This is a genomic window from Microbacterium sp. NPDC079356, from assembly GCF_049545465.1.
In the GTDB taxonomy this organism is placed as follows: Bacteria; Actinomycetota; Actinomycetes; order Actinomycetales; family Microbacteriaceae; genus Microbacterium; species Microbacterium gawkjiense.
Genome location: NZ_JBMWDN010000004.1, coordinates 31,027 through 50,863 on the forward strand (window position 1 = coordinate 31,027; position 19,837 = coordinate 50,863).

The 19,837-nt window shown below is 72.8% G+C and carries 18 protein-coding genes; 11 read left to right on the top strand and 7 right to left on the bottom strand.

Translation table 11 applies throughout. The features are described 5' to 3' along the window. The first annotated feature begins 193 nt into the window (after positions 1-193). Both ACPEH0_RS10615 and ACPEH0_RS10620 read left to right on the top strand, forming a co-directional pair. Positions 194-1,078: an ABC transporter ATP-binding protein gene (locus ACPEH0_RS10615; RefSeq protein ID WP_366214483.1), complete on the top strand. Its 885-nt coding sequence runs from the start codon at positions 194-196 to the stop codon at positions 1,076-1,078. Beyond that, positions 1,075-2,160, top strand: coding sequence for an ABC transporter permease (locus ACPEH0_RS10620; RefSeq protein WP_359920412.1), 1,086 nt, complete (start codon positions 1,075-1,077; stop codon positions 2,158-2,160). Before ACPEH0_RS10615 ends, ACPEH0_RS10620 begins: the two co-directional genes overlap by 4 nt. A 48-nt stretch (positions 2,161-2,208) precedes the next feature. On the opposite strand, the gene ACPEH0_RS10625 is transcribed toward ACPEH0_RS10620, so the two are convergent. Further along, on the bottom strand, positions 2,209-3,630 hold the full coding sequence (locus ACPEH0_RS10625; RefSeq protein WP_366214484.1) for a protein kinase domain-containing protein: 1,422 nt from the start codon (positions 3,628-3,630) through the stop codon (positions 2,209-2,211). An 84-nt stretch (positions 3,631-3,714) separates the two neighbouring features. Further along, on the bottom strand, positions 3,715-5,514 hold the full coding sequence (locus tag ACPEH0_RS10630; protein WP_366214485.1) for a glycoside hydrolase family 15 protein: 1,800 nt from the start codon (positions 5,512-5,514) through the stop codon (positions 3,715-3,717). 79 nt (positions 5,515-5,593) lie between these two features. On the opposite strand from ACPEH0_RS10630, the gene ACPEH0_RS10635 reads away from it, so the two are divergent. The 6 genes from ACPEH0_RS10635 (at position 5,594) to ACPEH0_RS10660 (ending at position 11,336) form a co-directional block, all read left to right on the top strand. Continuing rightward, the gene (locus ACPEH0_RS10635) at positions 5,594-6,958 is read left to right on the top strand and encodes a glucose-6-phosphate dehydrogenase (protein ID WP_366214486.1); all 1,365 of its coding nucleotides are present in this window, start codon (positions 5,594-5,596) and stop codon (positions 6,956-6,958) included. Positions 6,959-7,001: 43 nt separating this feature from the next. Then, entirely contained in the window at positions 7,002-7,574 is a 573-nt protein-coding gene (locus tag ACPEH0_RS10640; protein ID WP_253036207.1) for a nitroreductase family protein, read from the top strand. 61 nt (positions 7,575-7,635) lie between these two features. After that, positions 7,636-8,337: a hypothetical protein gene (locus ACPEH0_RS10645; protein WP_366214487.1), complete on the top strand. Its 702-nt coding sequence runs from the start codon at positions 7,636-7,638 to the stop codon at positions 8,335-8,337. Between the two features lie 77 nt (positions 8,338-8,414). Then, positions 8,415-9,533, top strand: coding sequence for a type III polyketide synthase (locus ACPEH0_RS10650; RefSeq protein WP_366214488.1), 1,119 nt, complete (start codon positions 8,415-8,417; stop codon positions 9,531-9,533). Then, positions 9,530-10,222: a methyltransferase domain-containing protein gene (locus ACPEH0_RS10655; protein ID WP_366214489.1), complete on the top strand. Its 693-nt coding sequence runs from the start codon at positions 9,530-9,532 to the stop codon at positions 10,220-10,222. The genes ACPEH0_RS10650 and ACPEH0_RS10655 overlap by 4 nt, the downstream gene beginning before the upstream one ends. Further along, positions 10,215-11,336: an FAD-dependent oxidoreductase gene (locus tag ACPEH0_RS10660; protein WP_366214490.1), complete on the top strand. Its 1,122-nt coding sequence runs from the start codon at positions 10,215-10,217 to the stop codon at positions 11,334-11,336. Before ACPEH0_RS10655 ends, ACPEH0_RS10660 begins: the two co-directional genes overlap by 8 nt. Before the next feature lie 275 nt (positions 11,337-11,611). On the opposite strand, the gene ACPEH0_RS10665 is transcribed toward ACPEH0_RS10660, so the two are convergent. Beyond that, complete coding sequence (locus ACPEH0_RS10665; protein ID WP_366214491.1) at positions 11,612-12,442, bottom strand: UbiA family prenyltransferase; 831 nt, start codon at positions 12,440-12,442, stop codon at positions 11,612-11,614. Between the two features lie 262 nt (positions 12,443-12,704). Between ACPEH0_RS10665 and ACPEH0_RS10670 the strand changes: the two genes are divergently transcribed. Next, positions 12,705-14,126, top strand: a complete 1,422-nt coding sequence (locus ACPEH0_RS10670) for an HNH endonuclease signature motif containing protein (protein ID WP_366214492.1) — start codon at positions 12,705-12,707, stop codon at positions 14,124-14,126. Between the two features lie 195 nt (positions 14,127-14,321). Here ACPEH0_RS10670 and ACPEH0_RS10675 read toward each other — a convergent pair whose 3' ends face one another. Genes ACPEH0_RS10675 through ACPEH0_RS10685 form a run of 3 tightly spaced genes read right to left on the bottom strand, consistent with a single transcriptional unit; the run spans position 14,322 to position 18,104 of the window. Continuing rightward, positions 14,322-14,855, bottom strand: coding sequence for a GNAT family N-acetyltransferase (locus tag ACPEH0_RS10675; RefSeq protein ID WP_366214493.1), 534 nt, complete (start codon positions 14,853-14,855; stop codon positions 14,322-14,324). Then, positions 14,852-17,065, bottom strand: coding sequence for an ATP-dependent Clp protease ATP-binding subunit (locus ACPEH0_RS10680; protein WP_366214494.1), 2,214 nt, complete (start codon positions 17,063-17,065; stop codon positions 14,852-14,854). The genes ACPEH0_RS10675 and ACPEH0_RS10680 overlap by 4 nt, the downstream gene beginning before the upstream one ends. Before the next feature lie 52 nt (positions 17,066-17,117). After that, positions 17,118-18,104 carry a GlxA family transcriptional regulator gene (locus ACPEH0_RS10685; protein WP_366214495.1) on the bottom strand — a complete coding sequence of 329 codons (987 nt, stop codon included), beginning with the start codon at positions 18,102-18,104 and terminating at the stop codon, positions 17,118-17,120. A 93-nt stretch (positions 18,105-18,197) separates the two neighbouring features. On the opposite strand from ACPEH0_RS10685, the gene ACPEH0_RS10690 reads away from it, so the two are divergent. Both ACPEH0_RS10690 and ACPEH0_RS10695 read left to right on the top strand, forming a co-directional pair. After that, the gene (locus ACPEH0_RS10690; protein ID WP_366214496.1) at positions 18,198-18,326 is read left to right on the top strand and encodes a hypothetical protein; all 129 of its coding nucleotides are present in this window, start codon (positions 18,198-18,200) and stop codon (positions 18,324-18,326) included. A 27-nt stretch (positions 18,327-18,353) separates the two neighbouring features. Continuing rightward, positions 18,354-18,722: a hypothetical protein gene (locus tag ACPEH0_RS10695; protein ID WP_366214497.1), complete on the top strand. Its 369-nt coding sequence runs from the start codon at positions 18,354-18,356 to the stop codon at positions 18,720-18,722. 19 nt (positions 18,723-18,741) lie between these two features. Here ACPEH0_RS10695 and ACPEH0_RS10700 read toward each other — a convergent pair whose 3' ends face one another. Continuing rightward, entirely contained in the window at positions 18,742-19,836 is a 1,095-nt protein-coding gene (locus ACPEH0_RS10700) for a glycosyltransferase (RefSeq protein ID WP_366214498.1), read from the bottom strand. Between the last annotated feature and the right edge of the window lies 1 nt (position 19,837).

A 19,837-nucleotide genomic window follows, 5' to 3' on the forward strand; every position in this document is an offset into this window, starting at 1 on the left:
ACGGATGCCGTTCGGCACCGTGGAGTCCAACGGGACCCCCGGCATCCCTATTCCCGTGAATGCAATAAGACGTCACGCTCCCCCCTCGCGGCGGGGATCCCGGATCACCCGCCGGGGGGAGGCCCCCGGCATCCGATCTTCCTAACGTGGGACACGTGCCACCGCCGGTGGCCCAGGACCACAGGAGGAACGGATGCTGCAGCTACGCGGGATCACCAAGAGCTACGGCTCGCGGCGGGTGCTCGACGACGTCGCGTTCGACGTCGCCCCCGGCCGCCTGACCGGGTTCGTCGGCGGCAACGGCGCCGGCAAGACCACCACGATGCGCATCATGCTCGGCGTGCTGGGCCGCGACAGCGGCGAGGTCACGCTGAACGGCGCGCCCGTCACGACCGCCGACCGCCGCCGCTTCGGGTACATGCCCGAAGAGCGCGGCCTGTACCCGAAGATGAAGGTGCTCGAGCACATCGTCTACCTCGCCCGTCTGCACGGGTTCTCGAAGGCGGATGCCACGACCCGCGCGACGGCGCTCCTGCAGGAGCTGGGACTCGGGGAGCGCCTGGACGACAACGTCGAGACGCTCTCGCTCGGCAACCAGCAGCGCGCCCAGATCGCCGCGGCGCTCGTGCACGACCCCGAGGTGCTCATCCTCGACGAGCCGTTCTCGGGCCTCGACCCGCTCGCGGTCGACGTCGTGGCCGAGGTGCTGCAGACCCGCGCCGCGCAGGGCGTCTCGGTGCTCTTCTCGTCGCACCAGCTCGACGTCGTCGAGCGCCTGTGCGACGACCTCGTCATCATCGCCGGCGGCACGATCCGCGCGGCCGGCACCCGCGACGGCCTGCGCGCCCAGCACGCCTCGCGGCGCTTCGAACTCGTCTCGGCCACCGACGCCGGCTGGCTGCGCGATGAGCCGGGCGTCGAGGTCGTCGACTTCGACGGCGGGTACGCGGTGTTCGAGGCCGACTCGGACGAGACGGCGCAGCGCGTCCTGCAGCGCGCCGTCGCCGCCGGCGCCGTCACCAGCTTCGCCCCCCGCCGCCCCACCCTCGCCCAGATCTTCACGGAGGTCATCCAGTGAACACGTCACCGTCCTTCGGCCAGAGCGTCTGGCTCGTCACCGAGCGCGAGATCGGCTCCAAGCTGCGCTCCAAGTCGTTCATCATCTCGACCGTCGTCATGTTCCTGATCGTGCTGGCCGCGGTCCTCTGGGCCGGCTTCACGGCGCAGAGCGACAACCGCACGCCGATCGCGGTCACCTCCGAGACCGCCTCGGCCCTCACCGACCCCGACGCCTTCGACGTGACGGATGCCGCGACCGCCGACGAGGCACGCGAACTCGTCCGCGACGGCGAGGTCGACGCCGCCGTCATCCCGGGCGGCGCCGAGCCCCTCGGCTACACCGTGGTGTTCGACGAGCAGGTCTCCAACAGCCTGCTGCAGCAGCTGAGCATCGCGCCCGAGGTCGAGATCCTCGAACCCGCGAGCACCGACGGCTTCCTGCGCTACATCATCGCGATCGCGTTCGGCGGCGTCTTCTTCGCCGCGGCGCTCACCTTCGGCACGACGATCGCGACGAGCGTCGTCGAGGAGAAGCAGACCCGCGTGGTCGAGCTGCTCATCTCGGCGATCCCGACCCGCGCGCTCCTGGCCGGCAAGGTGCTCGGCAACACGGTGCTCGCGATGGGGCAGATCGTCGGTATCGCCGCGGTGGCGATCATCGGCCTGACGGTGACCGGTCAGGACTTCCTCATCGCGGGGCTCGGCGGTCCGATCGCGTGGTTCGCGGTGTTCTTCCTCTTCGGGTTCGTCCTGCTGGCCGCGCTGTTCGCCGCGGCGGGCGCGATGGTCTCGCGGCAGGAGGACATCGGACCGACGATCACGCCGCTCACCTACATCGTGATGGCGCCGTACTTCCTCGTCATCTTCTTCAACGACAACCCCGTCGTGCTGACGATCATGTCGTACGTGCCGTTCTCGGCCCCGGTGGGGATGCCGGTGCGCATCTTCGTCGGCGAGGCGCAGTGGTGGGAGCCCCTGCTCGCGCTGGCCGTCATGCTCGCCGCGTGCATCGGGGCGATCCTCCTCGGCGCGAAGATCTACGAGAACTCGCTCCTGCGCATGGGGGCGCGCGTCAAGCTGCGCGAGGCCCTGTCGCGCTGAGCCGCGGCATCCGCTGAACCGCTCCGTCCGCACCCGCGGCGGGGCGGTTCAGCCGCGTCCGGGGCCGCCCTTGCCGGGCTTGTCCTTGCCGGGTTTGTCCTTGCCGGGTTTGTCGGGCTTGTCCTGCTTGTCGGGTTTGCCGCCGCCCTTGTCGTCGGCAGGGGCGTCATCGGTGCCCGAGTCGTCGACCGTCGAGACCGTGGGCGTCGGGGTGGCGGTCGGCGTCACCTCCGCCGTCCGGGCGGGCGTCGGCTCGGTCTGCGCGGGGTCGGTCGTTCCGGACGGCTGTCCGCCGAAGAGCGACGCCGCCCAGATGCTGGCCCCGGCGAGCAGGGCGACGACCGCGACGGCGAGCCCGATGACGAGCGGACGGCGGGACCGGCGACGCGAGTCCGCCTCGCTGGATGCCGGAGCCGGCGCCGACCCGAAGGCCACCGTCGCCGCCGTCGGGTAGCGGCGCGTCGGGGCATCGCCCGCCGTGCGGGTGGCCGCCGGCTCGAGCACGGTCGGGGCGTCGTCGTCGCGAGGCTCCGCCTGCGTCGCCGGCGCGTCGGCGGGGGTCGTCGCCGCGATCGGGATGCCGGCGGCCACCGCCGCGCGCACCGGCGGCAGCGGGGGCGCACCGTCGACCGGCGCGGTGCGCAGCCGCTCGGCGGCCTCGACGACCGCGAGCGCGGTCGGACGCTCCTCAGGGCGGGTGGCGGTCATGCGCGACAGCAGCGACGTCCAGGCGGGGCCGAGCGCGTCGGGGATCGTCGGCGGCGTGGTGAGGCGGGCCAGGGCGGCGCCGACCCCGTCGGTGTGCGGGTACGCGCGCTCGCCGGTGAGGGCTTCGAGCAGCACCAGGCCGAGCGCGTACACGTCGGCGGGCGGAGCCGGATCGCCGCCCTGCACCTGCTCGGGGGCGAGATAGGCGGCCGTCCCGATGATCGTGCCGGGCGTCGTCAGCCGGGCGCTGTCGAGGAGCAGGGCGATGCCGAAGTCGGCGAGCTTCGCGCGGGGCCGCCCGCCCGGCAGGTGCGGCGGGGCGAGCAGCACGTTCGACGGCTTCATGTCGCGGTGCACGACCCCCGACGCGTGCACGACGTGGAGGGCTTCGCCGAGCTCCGCGGCGAGCGCGGCGACCTCGGCTGGGGGCAGCGGCCCCTCGGCGATCCGGGAGCTGAGGGTCGGCCCGTCGACGAACTCCATCACGAGGTATTCGGGCGATCCGGTCAGGTGCGCGTCGAAGAGGGTCACGAGCGACGGGTGGTTGAGCGAGGCGAGGAGGGTCACCTCGCTCCGGGCGCGCTCAGGCGCTCCGGCGACCCCCTCGACGCCGGGGCGCAGCACCTTGACGGCGACCGTCCGCCCGAGCGCGGTGTCGTCCGCGCGGAAGACCCGCGCCATGCCGCCCTGACCGACCTGCGCGATCAGCCGGTAACGATCCGCCAGAGTGTCGCCGACGAGCGGCTCGGGTACGTCCGTCATCGTCTCCTCCTCCGCCCGGGTCAGCGGTCCCGTCTACGACGCTACCCCCGGCATCCACTCCCCCGCAGTCCCTTGACGGAGCGGCTACGTCCGGTGCGCCGCGCGGCCGACGTGGCCGGCGAGCGCGTCGGCCGCGCCGACGAGGGCGAGATGCGAGAGCGCCTGCGGGGTGTTGCCGATGTGGTGTCCGGTGGCGGGGTCGTACTCCTCCGAGAGCAGGCCGACGTCGTTGGCGACGGCGCACAGGCGGTCCATGAGGCGCGTCGCGTCGTCGATGCGGCCGGTCGCCGCGTACTGCTCGACGAGCCAGAACGAGCATGCGAGGAAGGGATGCTCGTCGCCGGGCAGTCCGTCGGTGCCGGCGGCGGTCCGGTACCGCATGACGAAGCCGTCCCGCAGGAGGTCGCGCTCGATGCGGGCGACGGTGGCGAGCATCCGCGGGTCGTCGGCCGCGCAGAACCCGACGAGCGGCAGGAGCAGCAGCGAGGCGTCGACCTCGTCGGTGGTGTCGTGCTGCGTGAAGTGGCCGCCCGCGGCATCCACTCCGGTCGCATCGATCTCGGCGCGCACGCGGTCGCGCAGTCGCTCCCAGACGTCGGCGTCGCCCTCGAGTCCGTGCTCGCGCACCGCGCGGACGCCGCGGTCGAGCGCGGCCCACACCATGGCGCGCGAGTGGGTGAAGTGGTGCAGGTCGCCGCGCATCTCCCAGATGCCGTGGTCGGGACGGTCGACCCACTCGACGACCTGCGCCAGCAGCGCACGCTGCAGCGACCACGACGACGGCGTCTCGGCGACTCCCGCCAGGCGCGCCGCCTCGAGGGCGACGAGCACCTCGCCGATCACGTCGCCCTGGTACTGGTCGACCGCGCCGTTGCCGATCCGCACCGGCGCCGAGCCCCGGTACCCCGGCAGGCTCGTCAGCTCGCGCTCGGGCAAGTCGCGCTCGCCGCCGAGGCCGTACATGATCTGCACGTCGGCCGGGTCGCCGGCGACCGCCCGCAGCAACCATCCGCGCCAACGCTCGGCCGCGGCCGTGTAGCCGTGGGCGAGGTAGGCCTCGAGCGTGAGCGCGGCGTCGCGCAGCCACACGAAGCGGTAGTCCCAGTTGCGCGACCCGCCCGGGTCCTCGGGGAGGGACGTCGTCGCCGCCGCGACGATGCCGCCCGTGTCGGGGTGGGTGAGGGCGCGCAGCACGAGCATCGACCGCATCACGTGGTCGGCCCAGCGTCCATGCCCTTCGACGCGGGACGCCCACTCGGTCCACCACCGGCGGGTCGCGTCGAGCGCGGTGTCGACGTCGCACGCGACCGGATGCGGGTGGTACGACCGGTCCCACGCGAGAATCGAGTCGACCGTCGTCCCCGACCGGGCCGTGAACGATCCGCGGTGGGTCGTTCCGTCGGGGCGCAGCCGCGGACCGCGGACCACGACGGCGTCGGGCCCCGCGATCGCGAGCAGCACGGCCGCCGCGTCGTCGTCGCCGATCTGCCGCACCCATGGCAGCGCCCGCGCGTAGTCGAACCGCAGGCGCAACTCGCTCTCGAAGGCGACCGTCCCCTCGACGCCGACCACCCGCCGCACGACGACGTCCTCGTCGATCGGCAGGAACTCGATGACGTCGGCGACGCCGGTGGCCGTCGTCCAGCGCGTGACGAGCACGAACGTGTCGCCGTCGTAGCGCCGCGCGGCGGTGGCCTCGGGATCGGCGGGCCGCAGGCTCCACCGGCCGTGCTCCTCGTCGCCGAGCAGCGCACCGAAGATCGACGCCGCGTCGTAGCGGGGGAGGCAGAGCCAGTCGATGCTGCCGGCATCCGACACCAGGGCCGCCGTCCGACAGTTGCTGAGCAGGGCGTAGGACTCGATCGGGGCAGGCATCGTCGTCATTGTCGCCCTCGCGCACGGTCGGGGCAAGAGCCGGCACCCGACTCCGGTTCGCGCGCACCGGGGGGCTAGGGTGACGCGCATGACGGCCGACACGACCCTGCTCATCCTCGGCGCCTCCGGCGACCTCACCTCGCGACTGCTCCTGCCCGCGCTCGGGCAGCTGCTCGCGCGCGAGCCCGACCGCAGCGTGCGCCTCGCGGGCGCCGGCGTCGACGAGTGGACCGACGACGCCTGGCGCGAGACGGTCCGGAAGGCGTTCGCGACGACCGATGCGGAGTCCGCCTTCGACCGGCTCTCCGACACGACCTACACGCAGGCCGACATCACCGACCCGGGTCAGCTGCAGACGCTGCTGGATGCCACCGAGGGCCGCCCCGCGCTCTACTTCGCCGTGCCTCCCGCCGTCGCCGCGAAGGCGTGCGAGGCCCTGCGGTCGGTCACGATCCCGGACGGCACGATCCTCGCGCTCGAGAAGCCCTTCGGGTCGGATGCCGCCAGCGCCGAACGCCTCAACGAGACCCTCGCCGACCTCGTCCCCGAGAGCCAGGTCTTCCGCGTCGACCACTTCCTCGGCCGCTCGACGGTCCTCAACCTGCTCGGGGTGCGCTTCGCGAACCGGCTCATCGAACCGGCGTGGTCGGCCGACCACATCGCGTCGATCCTCGTGCAGTTCGACGAGCCGCTGGGTCTCGAAGGCCGTGCGGGCTACTACGACAAGGCCGGCGCGCTGACCGACATGATCCAGAGCCACCTGCTGCAGGTGATGGCGTTCGTGACGATGGAGCCCCCGGCCTCCCTCGACGAACGCGACCTCCGCGACGCGACGGGCGCAGCACTCCGCGCGACGGCCGTCTGGGGCGACGACCCCGTCGCCTCGTCGCGACGGGCGCGATACACGGCGGGCACCGTGGACGGACGCGAGTTCCCGTCGTACGTCGACGAGCCGGGCGTCGACCCGGCGCGCGGCACCGAGACTCTCGCCGAGATGACCGTCGAGGTGCGCAACGCCCGCTGGCAGGGCGTGCCGATCACGCTGCGCTCGGGCAAGGCCCTGGGCCACGCCGAGGCGAAGGTCGAGGTGCGCTTCCACCCGGTGCGGCACCTGCCGCGCGGCTTCACAGGCGACCCCGGCCCCACCGTCCTCAGCTTCTCGCTCGGACCCGACTCGATCTCGCTCGGACTGAACGTCAACGGCGAGGCCGACCCGCTCCAGCTCGAGCGGGCGACCCTCGAGGCCCACCTGGGCGAGGGGTCGCTGAAGGCGTACGCCGAGGTGCTCTCGGGCATCCTCGACGGCGACGCGATGCTCTCGGTGCGCGGGGACGCCGCCGTCGACTGCTGGCACATCGTGCAGCCGGTCATCGATGCGTGGCGGGACGGCCGCGTGCCGATGGACGAGTACGCCGCGGGCACGGCGGGCCCGGCCGACTGGCCGACGTCCTGACGCATCGACCCCGCACCCAGGGAGGCGGTGATGGAATGGACGGATGCCGAACCGCACCGCCACGACCGACGCCCCCCTCCTCGACGTGCTCAGCGAGCGCTGGAGCACCCGCATCTTCGACGCGTCCGCCCCGATCGACGAGCAGGCCCTGCGGTCCGCCCTCGAGGCGGCGCGCTGGTCGCCGTCGGCGTCGAACACGCAGCCGTGGCGGTTCATCGTCGCGCGGCGGGGGTCGGCATCCCACGCCGCCGTCGTCGACAGCCTGATGGGGTTCAACCGCTCGTGGGCGGCCGACGCGGCTGCGCTCGTCGTGTTCGTCGCGACGACCGAGCAGGACGGCAAGGCCCTGCGCTGGGCCGCGTACGACGTCGGCCAGGCCGCGGCGCACTTCACCGTGCAGGCGCACGCGAACGATCTCGGGACGCACCAGATGGGCGGCTTCCACGCCGACCGGATCGCCGAATCGTTCGGCCTCACCGACACGCAGCGTGCCCTGACCGTCATGGCCGTCGGACCGGTGGGCGACCTCGACGCGGCATCCGAGGAACTGCAGGCGCGCGAGAACGCCCCGCGGGAGCGGCGTCCGGTCGCCGACTCGCTGCTCGTCGACGACTGATCCGGCGCGGCGAAGGCCGATTCGGCCCGCATCCCGTCGATGTGTTGGTTGAGTGATCCCGATGGACGACGACGAGGCCGCCGAGCTCGCCCGACTGCGCGAGCGCGCCTACGGGCGCACCCCCGACATCGCAGGGGATGCCGCCGCCCTGGCGCGCCTGCGGGAGCTCGAGACCCGCGCCGCGCGGCGCGACGCGCCCGCGGGCGATGACACGCGGGCTGGGGACGAGGTCGCGCCCGCCGAGCCCGCCGCTTCCGCCGCTTCCGAGCCCGCCGCCGCGGAGGCGCCGCCCCAGGATCGACCCCGCCGGCGTGCGCCGCGGTGGCTCGTCGCGGCCGGCGCGGCGGTCGCGGCGGCCGTGCTCGTGACGGCGACGGTCGCGATCACGCGGGCGGTCACCGAGGACACCCCGCGCTACCCCGGCGCGGAGCGCGTCGCGACCCTCGCCGTCATCGACGGCGGCAGTGCGCCCGAGGACTCGTCGGCCGTGCGGCGGTACAGCGACTTCCGCGGTTACTCGGTGTTCGCGTTCACGGCCGGCAACGTCGACCGTCCCGACGTCGAGTGCCTCAGTGTCGTGAGCCCCGCCGAGGCCGCCGACGACAGCCTGTCGGTGTGCGGCTCGGCGCCGTTCCCCGTCGCGGTGACGGCGGTCGTCAGCGAGCAGAGTCCCGACGCGGCGCGCGCCGCCTACCCGCTCGGCACCGCCCTGAACTTCACCCTCACGGGAGCGGGCGTGGAGGTGTGGGTCGGCAGCAGGTGATCCTTCGCCGGTTCACACACGACCGGGTCATGGTCAACCCGCAGCCTCGACCGATCGCGCGCCGGTTACGGTGAGGCATGACCACCCGCATCCTGTCCATCGGCACCGCCGTGCCCGAGGCCCGTCTCCGACAGGATCAGGTGCGCGATCTGTTCGCGGGGCAGCCGGGTGCCGACCGGCTCACGCGGCGGCTCATCGGCGCCGCGTTCGACGCCTCGGCGATCGAGACCCGGCACACCGTGCTCGACGACCTGGCCGCAGCTGCCGCGGCCTCCGCACCCGCCGGTGACGAGCGGATGCCGACGGTCACCGACGCCGGTTCGTTGCTCGCCCCCTCCACCGGCGCCCGCAACGACGCGTACATCCGGCTCGCACCCCCGTTGTTCGCCGAGGCGGCGCGGAAGGCCCTCGCCGCGGCATCCGTCACCGCGGCCGAGGTGACCCACGTCGTCACGGTCTCGTGCACGGGCATGTTCGCACCCGGTCCCGACTACCACCTCGTGCGCGACCTGGAGCTGCCGACCACGGTCGCCCGCGCGCACCTCGGGTTCATGGGGTGCGCGGCGGCGGTGCCGGCGCTGCGGACGGCCGACCAGACGTGCGCGGCCGACCCGACCGCCGTGGTCCTCGTCGTCTGCGCCGAGCTGTGCTCGTTGCACGTGCGGACGCCGGCCGACCACGACGAGATCGTCGCGGCGTCCGTGTTCGCCGACGGCGCGGCGGCGGCGGTCGTGAGCGCAGACCCGTCGCGAGCGACGGGGGCGTCGTTCGAGCTCGACCGCTTCGCGACGGTGCTCACCGACGAGGGCGAGAAGGACATGGCCTGGACGATCGGCGACACCGGCTTCGAGATGGTGCTGTCGGCCGAGGTGCCGCGCATCATCGGGCGCGAGATCCGCGGCGCGGTCGAGACGTTCCTCGGCGACGACGGCGTCGACACGTGGGCGGTGCACCCCGGCGGGCGCAGCGTGCTCGACCGCGTCGAGTCCGGGCTCGAGTTGCCCGCCGACGCCCTGACGGTGTCGCGCGACGTCCTGCGCGACTACGGCAACATGTCGAGCGCGACGATCCTCTTCATCCTCGGCGCGCTCCTGGCCGCCGGTCTCGACGACGGCGACCGCGTGGCGACGCTCGCCTTCGGGCCCGGGCTCACCCTCGAGGCGGCGCGGCTGACGTTCCGGACGGGGGCCGCGTGAACCTCGCCGTGCGCGACGGCGCGCTTCGCGAGTTGATGGACGATCCGGACTGCGACCCGGCGATGCTGGCCGAGACGCTCCGGAGGTTCGACCTCGTGAACCGCGCGATCGGCGGGTGGGGTCGGGTCTGGCGGCGCGGCATCCGTCCCCGGCTGCAGCGGCTGGGTCGTCCGGCGCGGGTACTCGACGTGGGTAGCGGCGGCGGCGACGTGCTCGCACGCCTCGCGACGTGGGCCGAGCGCGACGGGCTCGACGTGCGGTGGCTCGGGATCGACCCCGACCCGCGGGCGCTCGAGGTGGCGCGGCAGCGCGGGAGCGCGCGGGTGTCGTTCGCCGCGACGGATGCCGCGGGTCTCCGCGCGGCCGGCGAGCGGTTCGACCTGGTGCTGTCGAACCACGTGCTGCACCACCTGAGCGATGCGGAGCTCGCCGGCTTCGCCGCCGACACGCGCGCGCTCGCGACCGGGGCGGTGCTGCACGCCGACATCGAGCGCGGCGCACTGGCGTATGCGCTCTACGGCATAGGCATCACGGCGCTGGAGCGGGGGACGTTCCTGCGGACCGACGGACTGCGCTCGATCCGGCGGAGCTATCGCGCGGACGAGCTCGCCGCGGCGCTCGGGGCGCCGTGGCGCGTCGCGTCGCCGGCGCCGTTCCGGCTGCTCGCGGTGGCGGACGGCGATGGCTGAGGTCCTCGTCGTCGGGGCGGGTCCCGTCGGCACGCTGCTGGCGGCCGAGCTGACGCGGTTCGGTGTCGGGGTCGCGATCGTCGAGCGGCGCGAGGCGGCGGGCGGTGGTTCGCGCGCCATCGGGGTGCACGCTCCCGTCCTCGCGGCGCTGGAGGCCGGTGGGGCGACCGAGCGCCTGTTGAGCAGCGCCGTGCGGGTGCGCCGGGGCGAGGCGCGCAGCGACGGACGGGCGATCGGGGTGGTCGACTTCGGGCGCGTGGATGTGCGGCATCCGTACGTCGCGACCCTGCCCCAGGTCGAGACCGAACGCGCGCTGCGGGGCGACGGACCCGAGCCCGAGCGGGGCACGACGGTGACGAGGGTCGCGCCCGACGGCGCCCGAATGCGGGTCGAGACCGACCGCGGAGACCGGGCCGCGCCGATCGTGGTGGTCGCGGGCGGGGTCGGTGCGCGCGACCTCGTCTACCGTCCGGAGGCGCTGCGGCGGACTGCATACGCCGATCGGTATCTGATGACGGATGCCGCCGTGCCGCCCCGCGCCGACGCCGAGACCGCCGTGGTGCACCTGGCCCCCGGCGGCGTGCTCGAGTCGTTCCCGCTGCCCGGCGGACGGCGTCGCTTCGTCGCGTGGGACGCCGGTGGGAGTGCCGCGTCGCGGGCGGATCGGTTGCGTCGGGCTATGCGCGAGCGGGGCGAGGCGGAGGCTGCCGAGGCGGTGACCGAGGCGACGGAGTTCGGGGTGCGGCGGGTGCTCGCGCCCGCGATGCGTCGGGACCGCGTGTTCGTGATCGGCGACGCGGCGCACGAGGTCAGTCCGATCGGCGGCCAGGGCATGAACCTCGGACTGCTGGATGCCGCGACCCTCGCTCCCCTGCTCGCCGCCTGGATCCGGTCGGGGTCGGCGCCCGAGGCCGACCTCGCGGAGTGGGAGCGTGACCGCGTGCGCTCCGCACGGGTCGCCGGCCGCCTCGCCGCAGTCAACATGGCACTCGGCCGACCCGTCTCGGGCGCGGTGCACGCGCTGCGCTCGCGCGTGCTGGGTTCGGTGCTCGCCGCGACCGGCGGGCTCGTCCCGCACGCCTACGCGATGGGCCTCGATCGCGCGAGCCGCTGAGGGGTCGGCCGCGGTTCCAGGGACGCGAGTCGTCGGGTGAGCAGCCCCCGCGCGACATCTCGCGTCCCCGGAGCGTCGGGCCGGGACGGCTCGTCGGCGCTCGCGGTTCGAGGGACGCGACCTGCCGCCTGCGCGGCCGCTTCGCGACATCTTGGGTCCCCGGAAGCGCAGGACGGGGCCGCGACCCGTCCGCATCCACTGCTCCAGGGACGCATCCCGTCGCCCGATCGACCTCCTGGCGACACGTCGCGTCCCCGGAACCGCCCGCCCCGGGGTCAGGACAGGCTCGAGCCCACCGCGAGTTGCGCGGCGAGGACCAGCGCGGCGGCCATCACGAGCCGGAATCCGGTGCGGTCGGGGCCGCGGCGCCGCATCGGGAGCAGCACCGCACCCGCGATGATCGCGACGACGACGGCGAACGGGATCATCGCGGCCGCCGGTGCGCCCTCGGCGAGGCTGCCCACGAGCACCGCGACCGCGGCGAGGACGATGCCGGCGACGGCGAGGACGACGGATGCCGCGGCTCCGAGCCGATGCGGCAGTCCGCGCACCCCGGTGCGGCTGTCATCGTCCAGGTCGGGGAGGACGTTCGTCAGGTGCACGGCGGCGCCGAGCACTGCTCCCGCGAAGGTCGCCCAGAGCGCGGCGGGCTGCGGGTCGGGTGCCGAAAGCGTGGCGAGCGACGGGAAGATGCCGAAGCTCACGAGGAACGGCGCGAGCGACGCGGGGGTCGCCTTGAGCCCGGCGTTGTAGCTCCACGCCGAGACGAGCGCGACGACGTGGGCGAGCAGCATCCCCCAGCCGAGGACGGCGGAGAGCACGATCGCGACGCCCAGCGAGGCGAACGCCGCGATCCACGCGGTGCGCACGCGGGTGTCGCCGCGGACGAGCGGCTTGTCGGAGCGGCCCACCGTGGCGTCGCGGAACAGGTCGATCGCATCGTTCGACAGGCCGACCGACACCTGTCCCGCGAACACCGCGACGACGAGGACGACGAGGCGCCGCGGCTCGAGCCCGGCGGCGAGGCCGAGGGCCAGCGAGAGCGCGGTCACCACGAGCGACGGCCCGGGGTGGGTGGCCCCCCACAGGGCCCGCGCGGTTCGCATGCTCGATCCTTTCACGCCGAGTCTGTGCGGCGGACCTCCGGCAGCGGAGCGCGAGACGCGAGCTCGGAGGATGATCGTCCCCCTCGGTCGGGGGGATGCCACAACCAACCGCACGAGCTGCGGGGCACGGCGCATTGACTTCGGTCACGGAGGACGCGCCGCCGCGAGGATGAGAGGACTCTCATTCCCGGGGTGCGCACAACGTGTGTTCTGGGGCCGTTTTACCGGAGTGGATGTCGGTGGCCAGTGGCAGAGTGCAGGTATGACGGATGCGGCGGAAACCCCCGGTGGCGAGGACTATCTCGCTGCTCTGGCGGGGGTCGTCGCTGGCGTCGACTCCGCGGCTCGACGGATCGCCGCAGCGCAGATCGACGAGCTGCGTATGCTCGCTGCGGCGGGCCGTCTGGCCGAAGCGCAGAGCGCGCAGCGCAACGCCCGCGTGCAGGTGCACGACATGGCGTTACGGTCGATCGCGGCCGAGGTCGGCGGAGTCATGCGCGTCACCGACCGGACCGTGCAACGCCGGATCGGCGAAGCACGGACCCTGATCGAAGGGTTCCCCGCGACGGTCGAAGCGTGGGAGCAAGGCCGCATCGTTCGAGGCCACGCGATCGCGATTCTCGAGACCGGGACGAGCCTGCCGCCGGAGATGTGGACCGAGTTCGAACAGGTCGCGATCACCCGGTGCGAACGCGATACCCCGAACCGGGTGCGAGGCGAGCTCGAGATCCTCGCGCACCGGATGCACCCACGCTCGTTCGCGGAACGACACGAGGAGGCCGCTGCCGGGCGGTGCGTGCGGGTCGTGCCGGGGCGGGACGGGATGAGCGACGTGATCGCGACGTTGCCGACGGTGGTTGCGGAGGGCATCCACGACCGGCTGACGCAGCAAGCGCGGGCGATCATCGACACCCGCGACGAGCGCGCCGCCGCGCATGGCGGAGCGGGTGCCGCGTTCGGGGAAGCTGCCGCGACGCGCGCGGACGTCGGCAATGGCCACAGCAGCGCCGACAGCGAGGACGCTGCCGCTATCGTCGCCACGGACAACCGCTCCACCGATCAGGTCCGCGCGGACGTGTACGCCGACCTGCTTCTTGCGGGGACCCCAGCCCTCGACGACACCCGCGACACCAGCGCAGGCCCGCTGGGCGCGATCCGCGCCCGCGTGCAGATCCTCGTCCCCGCAGCGACGCTCACCGGCGAGGACGACGGACCGAGCGACCTCGCCGGGCGCTCCCCCATCGACCCCACCACGGCGCGCACGCTCGCCAGCAGCACCCATATCTGGGAGCGCCTGTTCCACGACCCGACCACCGGGGTCACCGTGTTGACGGACTCGTACCGTGTCCCCTCCGGGATGCGCAGGTTCCTGCAAGCCCGCGATCAGCACTGCCGGTTCCCCGGATGCCGCGTCGCCGCCATCCGCTGCGAAGTCGATCACACGCACGATCACGCCCTCGGCGGACGAACCGAGCTCTCAAACCTGGCTCATCTGTGCCAGAGGCATCACTCGATGAAGCAATTCACCGCGTGGAGAGTCCGACAACTGAAGGGTGGAGTCCTCGAATGGACCTCACCCCTCGGCAGGACCTACCGCGAAGACGCACCCACCCCGGCCGTCGCCTTCACCCCTGCCGCACCACCACCACCGCCGACCGCACCAGCGGAATCCGCACCCTTCTGAAACAAGAGGGCGCCCTGCGCGCCGCGCTGCACGCATCCCCCCAGAAGGGTCGGACGCACGCCTGACAGCTCGCCCCCGCCTGAAGTGCGTCGAGCGCAGACGACGCACCGCGCACGGGGTGCGCGTCGGAGCGCCCTCACCCGTTACCCGCCGCTCTGAGCCCTCAGCCCGCCACCGCCTCAGCCCTTCACCGCCTCAGCCCTCGAGGATCCGCTGGAACAGCATATGGTCCTGCCAGCGCCCCGCGATCTTCAGGTACCCCGGGGCGACGCCGATCTCGGTGAAGCCGCACCGCCGCAGCACCGCCCGCGACGCCGCGTTGTGCAGCAACGTGCCGGCCTGCACCCGATGCAGGCCCCACTCCTCGGCCGCGGCTCGCACCACGGCATCCACCGCCGCGGTCATGACGCCCCGCCCGGCGAACTCGCCGTCGATCCAGTACCCGAGGTTGGCGCTCTGGAACGCGCCGCGGACGATGCTCGACAGGTTCACCCGACCGACGATGCGCTCCCCCGCCACCAGCACGAACGGCGCAGCGACCCCGGCATCGCGGTCCCGCAGCACCGCCTCGAGCTCGGCCCGTTGACCCGCCTCCGTGAAGAACGACTCCGCCCGCACCGGCTCCCACGGCGCGAGGCGCTCGCGGTTCCGGCAGTACGCGTCGGCGAGGGCCGCGGCATCCGTCACCGCCGGCTCCCGCAGCGTCACACCGGCACCGAGCGAGGTCATCCGTCGAGCAGCTCCGCCTCGATCACGTCATCCTCGCCTGGTTCGGCCGACGCTGGACCGCTGCTCGTGAGCACCAGCTGCGACCCGTCGACCGCGACGTCCACGCGCACCACGTCACCGTCGTGCACACCGCCCGACAGCAGCGCCATCGCAAGCCGGTCCTGGATCTCCGACTGGATCAGCCGCCGCAGCGGCCGCGCACCGAACAGCGGGTCGTACCCGCGTTCGGCGAGCCAGGCGCGCGCGTCCGGCGTCACCGCGAGCGTCAGTCGACGATCGCGCAGGCGGCGCTGCAACGCATCCACGGCGAGCTCGACGATCTGCGCGAGATCGGACTCGCTCAGCGGCGAGAACATCACGACGTCGTCGAGTCGGTTCAGGAACTCGGGGCGGAACACCTGCCGCACCATCGTCATCACCTGCTCGCGCTTCGTCTCGTCCGTCAGCGTCGGATCGATGAGCACCGGCGACCCGATGTTGCTCGTCAGCACGAGGATCGTGTTGGTGAAGTCCACCGTCCGCCCCTGGCCGTCGGTCAACCGTCCGTCGTCGAGCACCTGCAGCAGCACGTCGAACACCTCGGGGTGCGCTTTCTCGACCTCGTCGAGCAGCACCACGGAGTACGGCCGGCGCCGCACCGCCTCGGTGAGTTGACCGCCCTGCTCGTACCCGACGTACCCGGGTGGGGCACCGACGAGCCGCGCGACGGCGTGCTTCTCGCCGTACTCGCTCATGTCGATGCGCACCATCGCCCGCTCGTCGTCGAACAGGAACTCCGCCAGCGCCTTCGCGAGCTCGGTCTTGCCCACACCCGTCGGCCCGAGGAACAGGAACGAGCCGGTCGGCCGGTTCGGGTCGCTGATCCCGGCGCGGGAGCGACGCACGGCATCCGACACCGTCTTCACGGCCGCCTTCTGCCCGATCAGCCGCTTGCCGAGCTCGGACTCCAGGTGCACCAGTCGAGCGCTCTCGCTCTGCAGCAGTTTTCCGACCGGGATGCCGGTCCACGCCGCGATGACCTCCGCGATGTCCTCTTCGGTCACCCGGTCGCCCACCATCCGCTCGGCTCCGTCACCGACGGCACCCTCGGCCAACTCCGCCTCGGTGAGCTTGCGCTCGAGCGCGGGGATCTCGGCGTAGAGCAGCCGCGACGCCCGCTCGAGGTCGCCCTCGCGCTGCGCCCGCTCCGCCTCGACCCGCAGCGCGTCGAGCCGCGTCTTGTAGTCGCCGACGGCGTTCAACGACGCCCGCTCGCGCTCCCAGCGCGCCTGCAGGTCGTCGAGCTCCTGCTGCACCTTCACGAGCTGGTCGCGGAGCGCTGCGAGGCGCTCCTTCGAGGCGTCGTCCTTCTCCTTCTTCAGCGCAAGCTCCTCGAGCTTCAGCCGGTCGGCGTGCCGGCGCAGCTCGTCGATCTCCAGCGGCGCCGAGTCGATCTCCATGCGCAGGCGCGACGCGGCCTCGTCGATGAGGTCGATCGCCTTGTCGGGCAGCTGCCGCGCCGGGATGTACCGGTTCGACAGCGCCGCGGCGGCCACCAGCGCACCGTCCGAGATCGCGACCTTGTGGTGCGCCTCGTACCGCTCCTTGAGCCCGCGGAGGATCGCGATCGTGTCCTCGACGCTCGGCTCGCCGACGTACACCTGCTGGAAGCGGCGCTCCAACGCGGCATCCTTCTCGATGAACTCGCGGTACTCGTCGAGCGTCGTCGCCCCGATCAGGCGCAGCTCGCCGCGGGCGAGCATGGGCTTGAGCATGTTGGATGCCGCGACCGACCCCTCGCCTCCGCCGGCACCCATCAGCGTGTGCAGCTCGTCGATGAAGGTGATGACCCGGCCCTCGGACTCGGTGATCTCCTTCAAAACGCTCTTCAGCCGCTCCTCGAACTGGCCGCGGTACATCGCGCCGGCGACCAGTGCCGAGATGTCGAGCGCGATGAGCTCCTTGCCCTTCAGCGACTCGGCGACGTCGCCCGCGACGATGCGCTGCGCGAGCCCCTCGACGACGGCGGTCTTGCCGACGCCGGGCTCACCGATGAGCACGGGGTTGTTCTTCGTGCGGCGCGTGAGCACCTGGCTGACCCGTCGGATCTCGCCGTCGCGACCGATGACGGGGTCGAGTTTGCCCTGCCGGGCGCGGTCGGTGAGGTTGACGCCGAACTGTTCGAGGGCGCTGCCCTGATCGTCCTGCCCGGGGGCGGCTTGTGCGTTCATCATCTGCTCCTGAAGGGTCGGTCCAAACTTGAGCCTAAGTGACTCAAGTTTATCACGACGCCATCTCACCGGCTCCGACGAGATCGTCCGCGCAGGCGAACCGCGCGCGGTACGCCGTCGGCGTCGTGCCGAGCACCCGCGAGAAGTTCTGCCGCAGCACCGCCGCCGAGCCGAACCCGCACTCGTAGGCGATCGCGTCGAGCCCCAGGTCGGTCTGCTCGAGCAGCCGCTGAGCGTGCAGGATCCGCTGGCGCCCCAGCCACGCCGCCGGCGTCGTGCCGTAGTCGGCCTTGAAGCGGCGCGCGAACGTCCGCGGCGACATGTGCGCCTTGGCCGCCAGCTGATCGACCGACAGGTCCCGGTGCAGGTTCTCCAGCATCCAGTCCGTCACCGGCGTGAGCGACAGCGACGTCGACACCGGCAGGGGCGTCGCGATGAACTGCGCCTGCCCGCCGTCGCGCTGCGGCGGCACGACCATCCGCCGCGCGATCGTGTTCGCCGCCTCGGCGCCGAGCTCGATCCGCAGCAGGTGCAGGCACGCGTCGAGCCCGGCCGCCGTCCCCGCGCTCGTGATGATGCGGTCCGACTGCACGTAGAGCACGTTCGGATCGACCTCGATGTCGGGGTACATGCTCGCCATCGTGTCGGCGTACCGCCAGTGCGTCGTGGCGCGCCGCCCCGAGAGCACGCCGGCGGCCGCGACCGCGAACGACCCGCTGCACACCGTCAGCACCCACGCGCCGCGGTCAACTGCACGCCGGATGACCTCCAGCACGCGCGCGTCGACGCTCGCCCACGCCTCGCGCGGGATGGGTGTCACGACCACGACGTCCGCCTCATCGGCGAAGGCCAGGTCCTCACCGACGTTGATCGAGAACGCCAGGTTGCTCGGCACGGCGCCGGGATCTGGCGTGACGATCCGGAAGTCGAAGTTCGGGATGCCGTCGTCGCGGCGGTCGAGCCCGAAGGCCTCGCACGCGAGTCCGAACTCGAACGGAGCGAACCCGGACTGGACGATGCAGGCGACGGTACGGATCATGGGCGACCTCCGGTCACGCGTTGGCAGGATTCCTGCGGGCAGTGTCTTCACGGCCACTCGTGGCAGGATGCCGCTAAGCATAGCGTTCCTGCCATGACCGCCGCACTCCTCCTCATCCTGTTGTCCCTCGTCGTCGTCGCCGTCATCGGCACGATCCACCTCGTCGCCACCGACGGCTACCGCCGGCAGCCGACCTGCCCGCGCGCTCCCCGCCTCCCCTAGACTCGGGGCCTCGCGAGAGGAACCCCCATGAGCACCGCCGTCCCCCCGCCGTACCCGCCCTCCTACAGCCCGCGACCGCCCGCTCGCGGTCGCGGCCTGGCCGTCGCCGCCGTCATCGTCGGCGCCGTGCCGATCCTGCTCGGCGGACTGTGGCCCGCGATCTCCATCCAGCTCTACACGTCGTCGAACTACACGCTCGCCGGAGTCGTCAACGCCGCGTTCGCACTGTTCACCTGCCTCATCGCGGTCGTCGCGCTCGTCCTCGGCATCCTCGCTGCGCGACGGGATGGCGCGGACCGCCTCCTGGGCGGGATCGCGATCGGTCTCGCCGCGGCGCAGCTCGTCGGCACCGTGCTCAGCTTCGCGTCATCCAGCATCGCGTCCGCGCTGTACTGACCCCGGCGGCCCCGTCTGATCAGCGCCTGACGAGGTCCCGCGCCGCCGACAGCAGGATCTCCGCCGACCGCTTCCAGTCGAACGCGCCGATGTGGGCGGTGCCCGCGGCGACGAGCCGCTCGCGCACCCCGGGCTCGTCGAGCGAGCGCACGGCGCTCACGACGGCTTCGGGGTCGAGCGGGTCGACGTACAGCGCGCCGTCGCCGGCGACCTCGCGGAAGATCTCCATGTCGGTCACGACGGCGGGCACGCCGAGCTCCAACGCCTCGGCCACCGGCAGCCCGTACCCCTCGTCGAGGCTCGTCGTGACGAGGGCGGCGTCGTCCGCGAGGAGCGCCGCGTAGGCGGCATCCGTCACCCCGTCGTGGAACACGACCGAGGCTCCGCCGGCGAGGGCGGTCAGTTCGGCGCGACGCTCCGCAGTGATGCGCGAGAGCAGGTGCAGCGTGTGCTCGGGCAGCTGCCGCATCGCCGTCACCAGCGTGTCGACGTTCTTGTACGGCATGAACGAGCCCATGTAGACGAGGTTCCGCACCGGACCCGCGCCGACCGCCGTGCCCTCGGGCAGGAGCGCGGCGAGGCGCTGCGGGGCGTTCGGGATCACGACGACCGGCCGCTTCGTCAGCCGCACGCGGGCGAACTGGCGGGCACTCGTCGCGCTCACCGTCGCGACGAGGTCGGCCGCGTTGAGGGTCCAGCGCTGCGGCCAGTACGACAGGTGGAACAGCCGCCACCCCAGCCGCACGTACCAGGGCAGCGCCCGCGGGGGCGTGCGGTGCCGGTAGTAGATCGTGTCGTGCAGCGTGAGGATCAGGCGGAACCGCCGCCCCGCCGACCCGATCGTCTGCATCGGCGAGAACAGCACGTCGGGTCGGTGCCGGTTCAGCAGCAGCGACGCGAACGGCTCCTTGGCCGACGTCGGCGAGTGGATCGTGAGCGTGATCGCGCCCTTCGGCAGGAATGCCCGCTGCCGTTCGTCGTGGATGAGGAAGGTGACCTCGGTGCGGTGGGCGGATGCGGCATCCGCCACCGCCTGCGCGAGCTCGGCCGAGTAGCGACTGATGCCGTCGTGGAAGTCCGTGCGGATGTAGCGCGCGTCGAAGAACAGACGCATG

Bases quoted from the DNA above. Each gene is read 5' to 3' on its own strand.
- ACPEH0_RS10615 (WP_366214483.1), top strand. From the start codon at position 194: ATGCTGCAGCTACGCGGGATCACCAAGAGCTACGGCTCGCGGCGGGTG.
- ACPEH0_RS10625 (WP_366214484.1), bottom strand. From the start codon at position 3,630: ATGACGGACGTACCCGAGCCGCTCGTCGGCGACACTCTGGCGGATCGT.
- ACPEH0_RS10630 (WP_366214485.1), bottom strand. From the start codon at position 5,514: ATGACGACGATGCCTGCCCCGATCGAGTCCTACGCCCTGCTCAGCAAC.
- ACPEH0_RS10635 (WP_366214486.1), top strand. From the start codon at position 5,594: ATGACGGCCGACACGACCCTGCTCATCCTCGGCGCCTCCGGCGACCTC.
- ACPEH0_RS10640 (WP_253036207.1), top strand. From the start codon at position 7,002: ATGCCGAACCGCACCGCCACGACCGACGCCCCCCTCCTCGACGTGCTC.
- ACPEH0_RS10645 (WP_366214487.1), top strand. From the start codon at position 7,636: ATGGACGACGACGAGGCCGCCGAGCTCGCCCGACTGCGCGAGCGCGCC.
- ACPEH0_RS10650 (WP_366214488.1), top strand. From the start codon at position 8,415: ATGACCACCCGCATCCTGTCCATCGGCACCGCCGTGCCCGAGGCCCGT.
- ACPEH0_RS10660 (WP_366214490.1), top strand. From the start codon at position 10,215: ATGGCTGAGGTCCTCGTCGTCGGGGCGGGTCCCGTCGGCACGCTGCTG.
- ACPEH0_RS10665 (WP_366214491.1), bottom strand. From the start codon at position 12,442: ATGCGAACCGCGCGGGCCCTGTGGGGGGCCACCCACCCCGGGCCGTCG.
- ACPEH0_RS10670 (WP_366214492.1), top strand. From the start codon at position 12,705: ATGACGGATGCGGCGGAAACCCCCGGTGGCGAGGACTATCTCGCTGCT.
- ACPEH0_RS10675 (WP_366214493.1), bottom strand. From the start codon at position 14,855: ATGACCTCGCTCGGTGCCGGTGTGACGCTGCGGGAGCCGGCGGTGACG.
- ACPEH0_RS10680 (WP_366214494.1), bottom strand. From the start codon at position 17,065: ATGAACGCACAAGCCGCCCCCGGGCAGGACGATCAGGGCAGCGCCCTC.
- ACPEH0_RS10685 (WP_366214495.1), bottom strand. From the start codon at position 18,104: ATGATCCGTACCGTCGCCTGCATCGTCCAGTCCGGGTTCGCTCCGTTC.
- ACPEH0_RS10690 (WP_366214496.1), top strand. From the start codon at position 18,198: ATGACCGCCGCACTCCTCCTCATCCTGTTGTCCCTCGTCGTCGTCGCC.
- ACPEH0_RS10695 (WP_366214497.1), top strand. From the start codon at position 18,354: ATGAGCACCGCCGTCCCCCCGCCGTACCCGCCCTCCTACAGCCCGCGA.
- ACPEH0_RS10700 (WP_366214498.1), bottom strand. From the start codon at position 19,836: ATGCGTCTGTTCTTCGACGCGCGCTACATCCGCACGGACTTCCACGAC.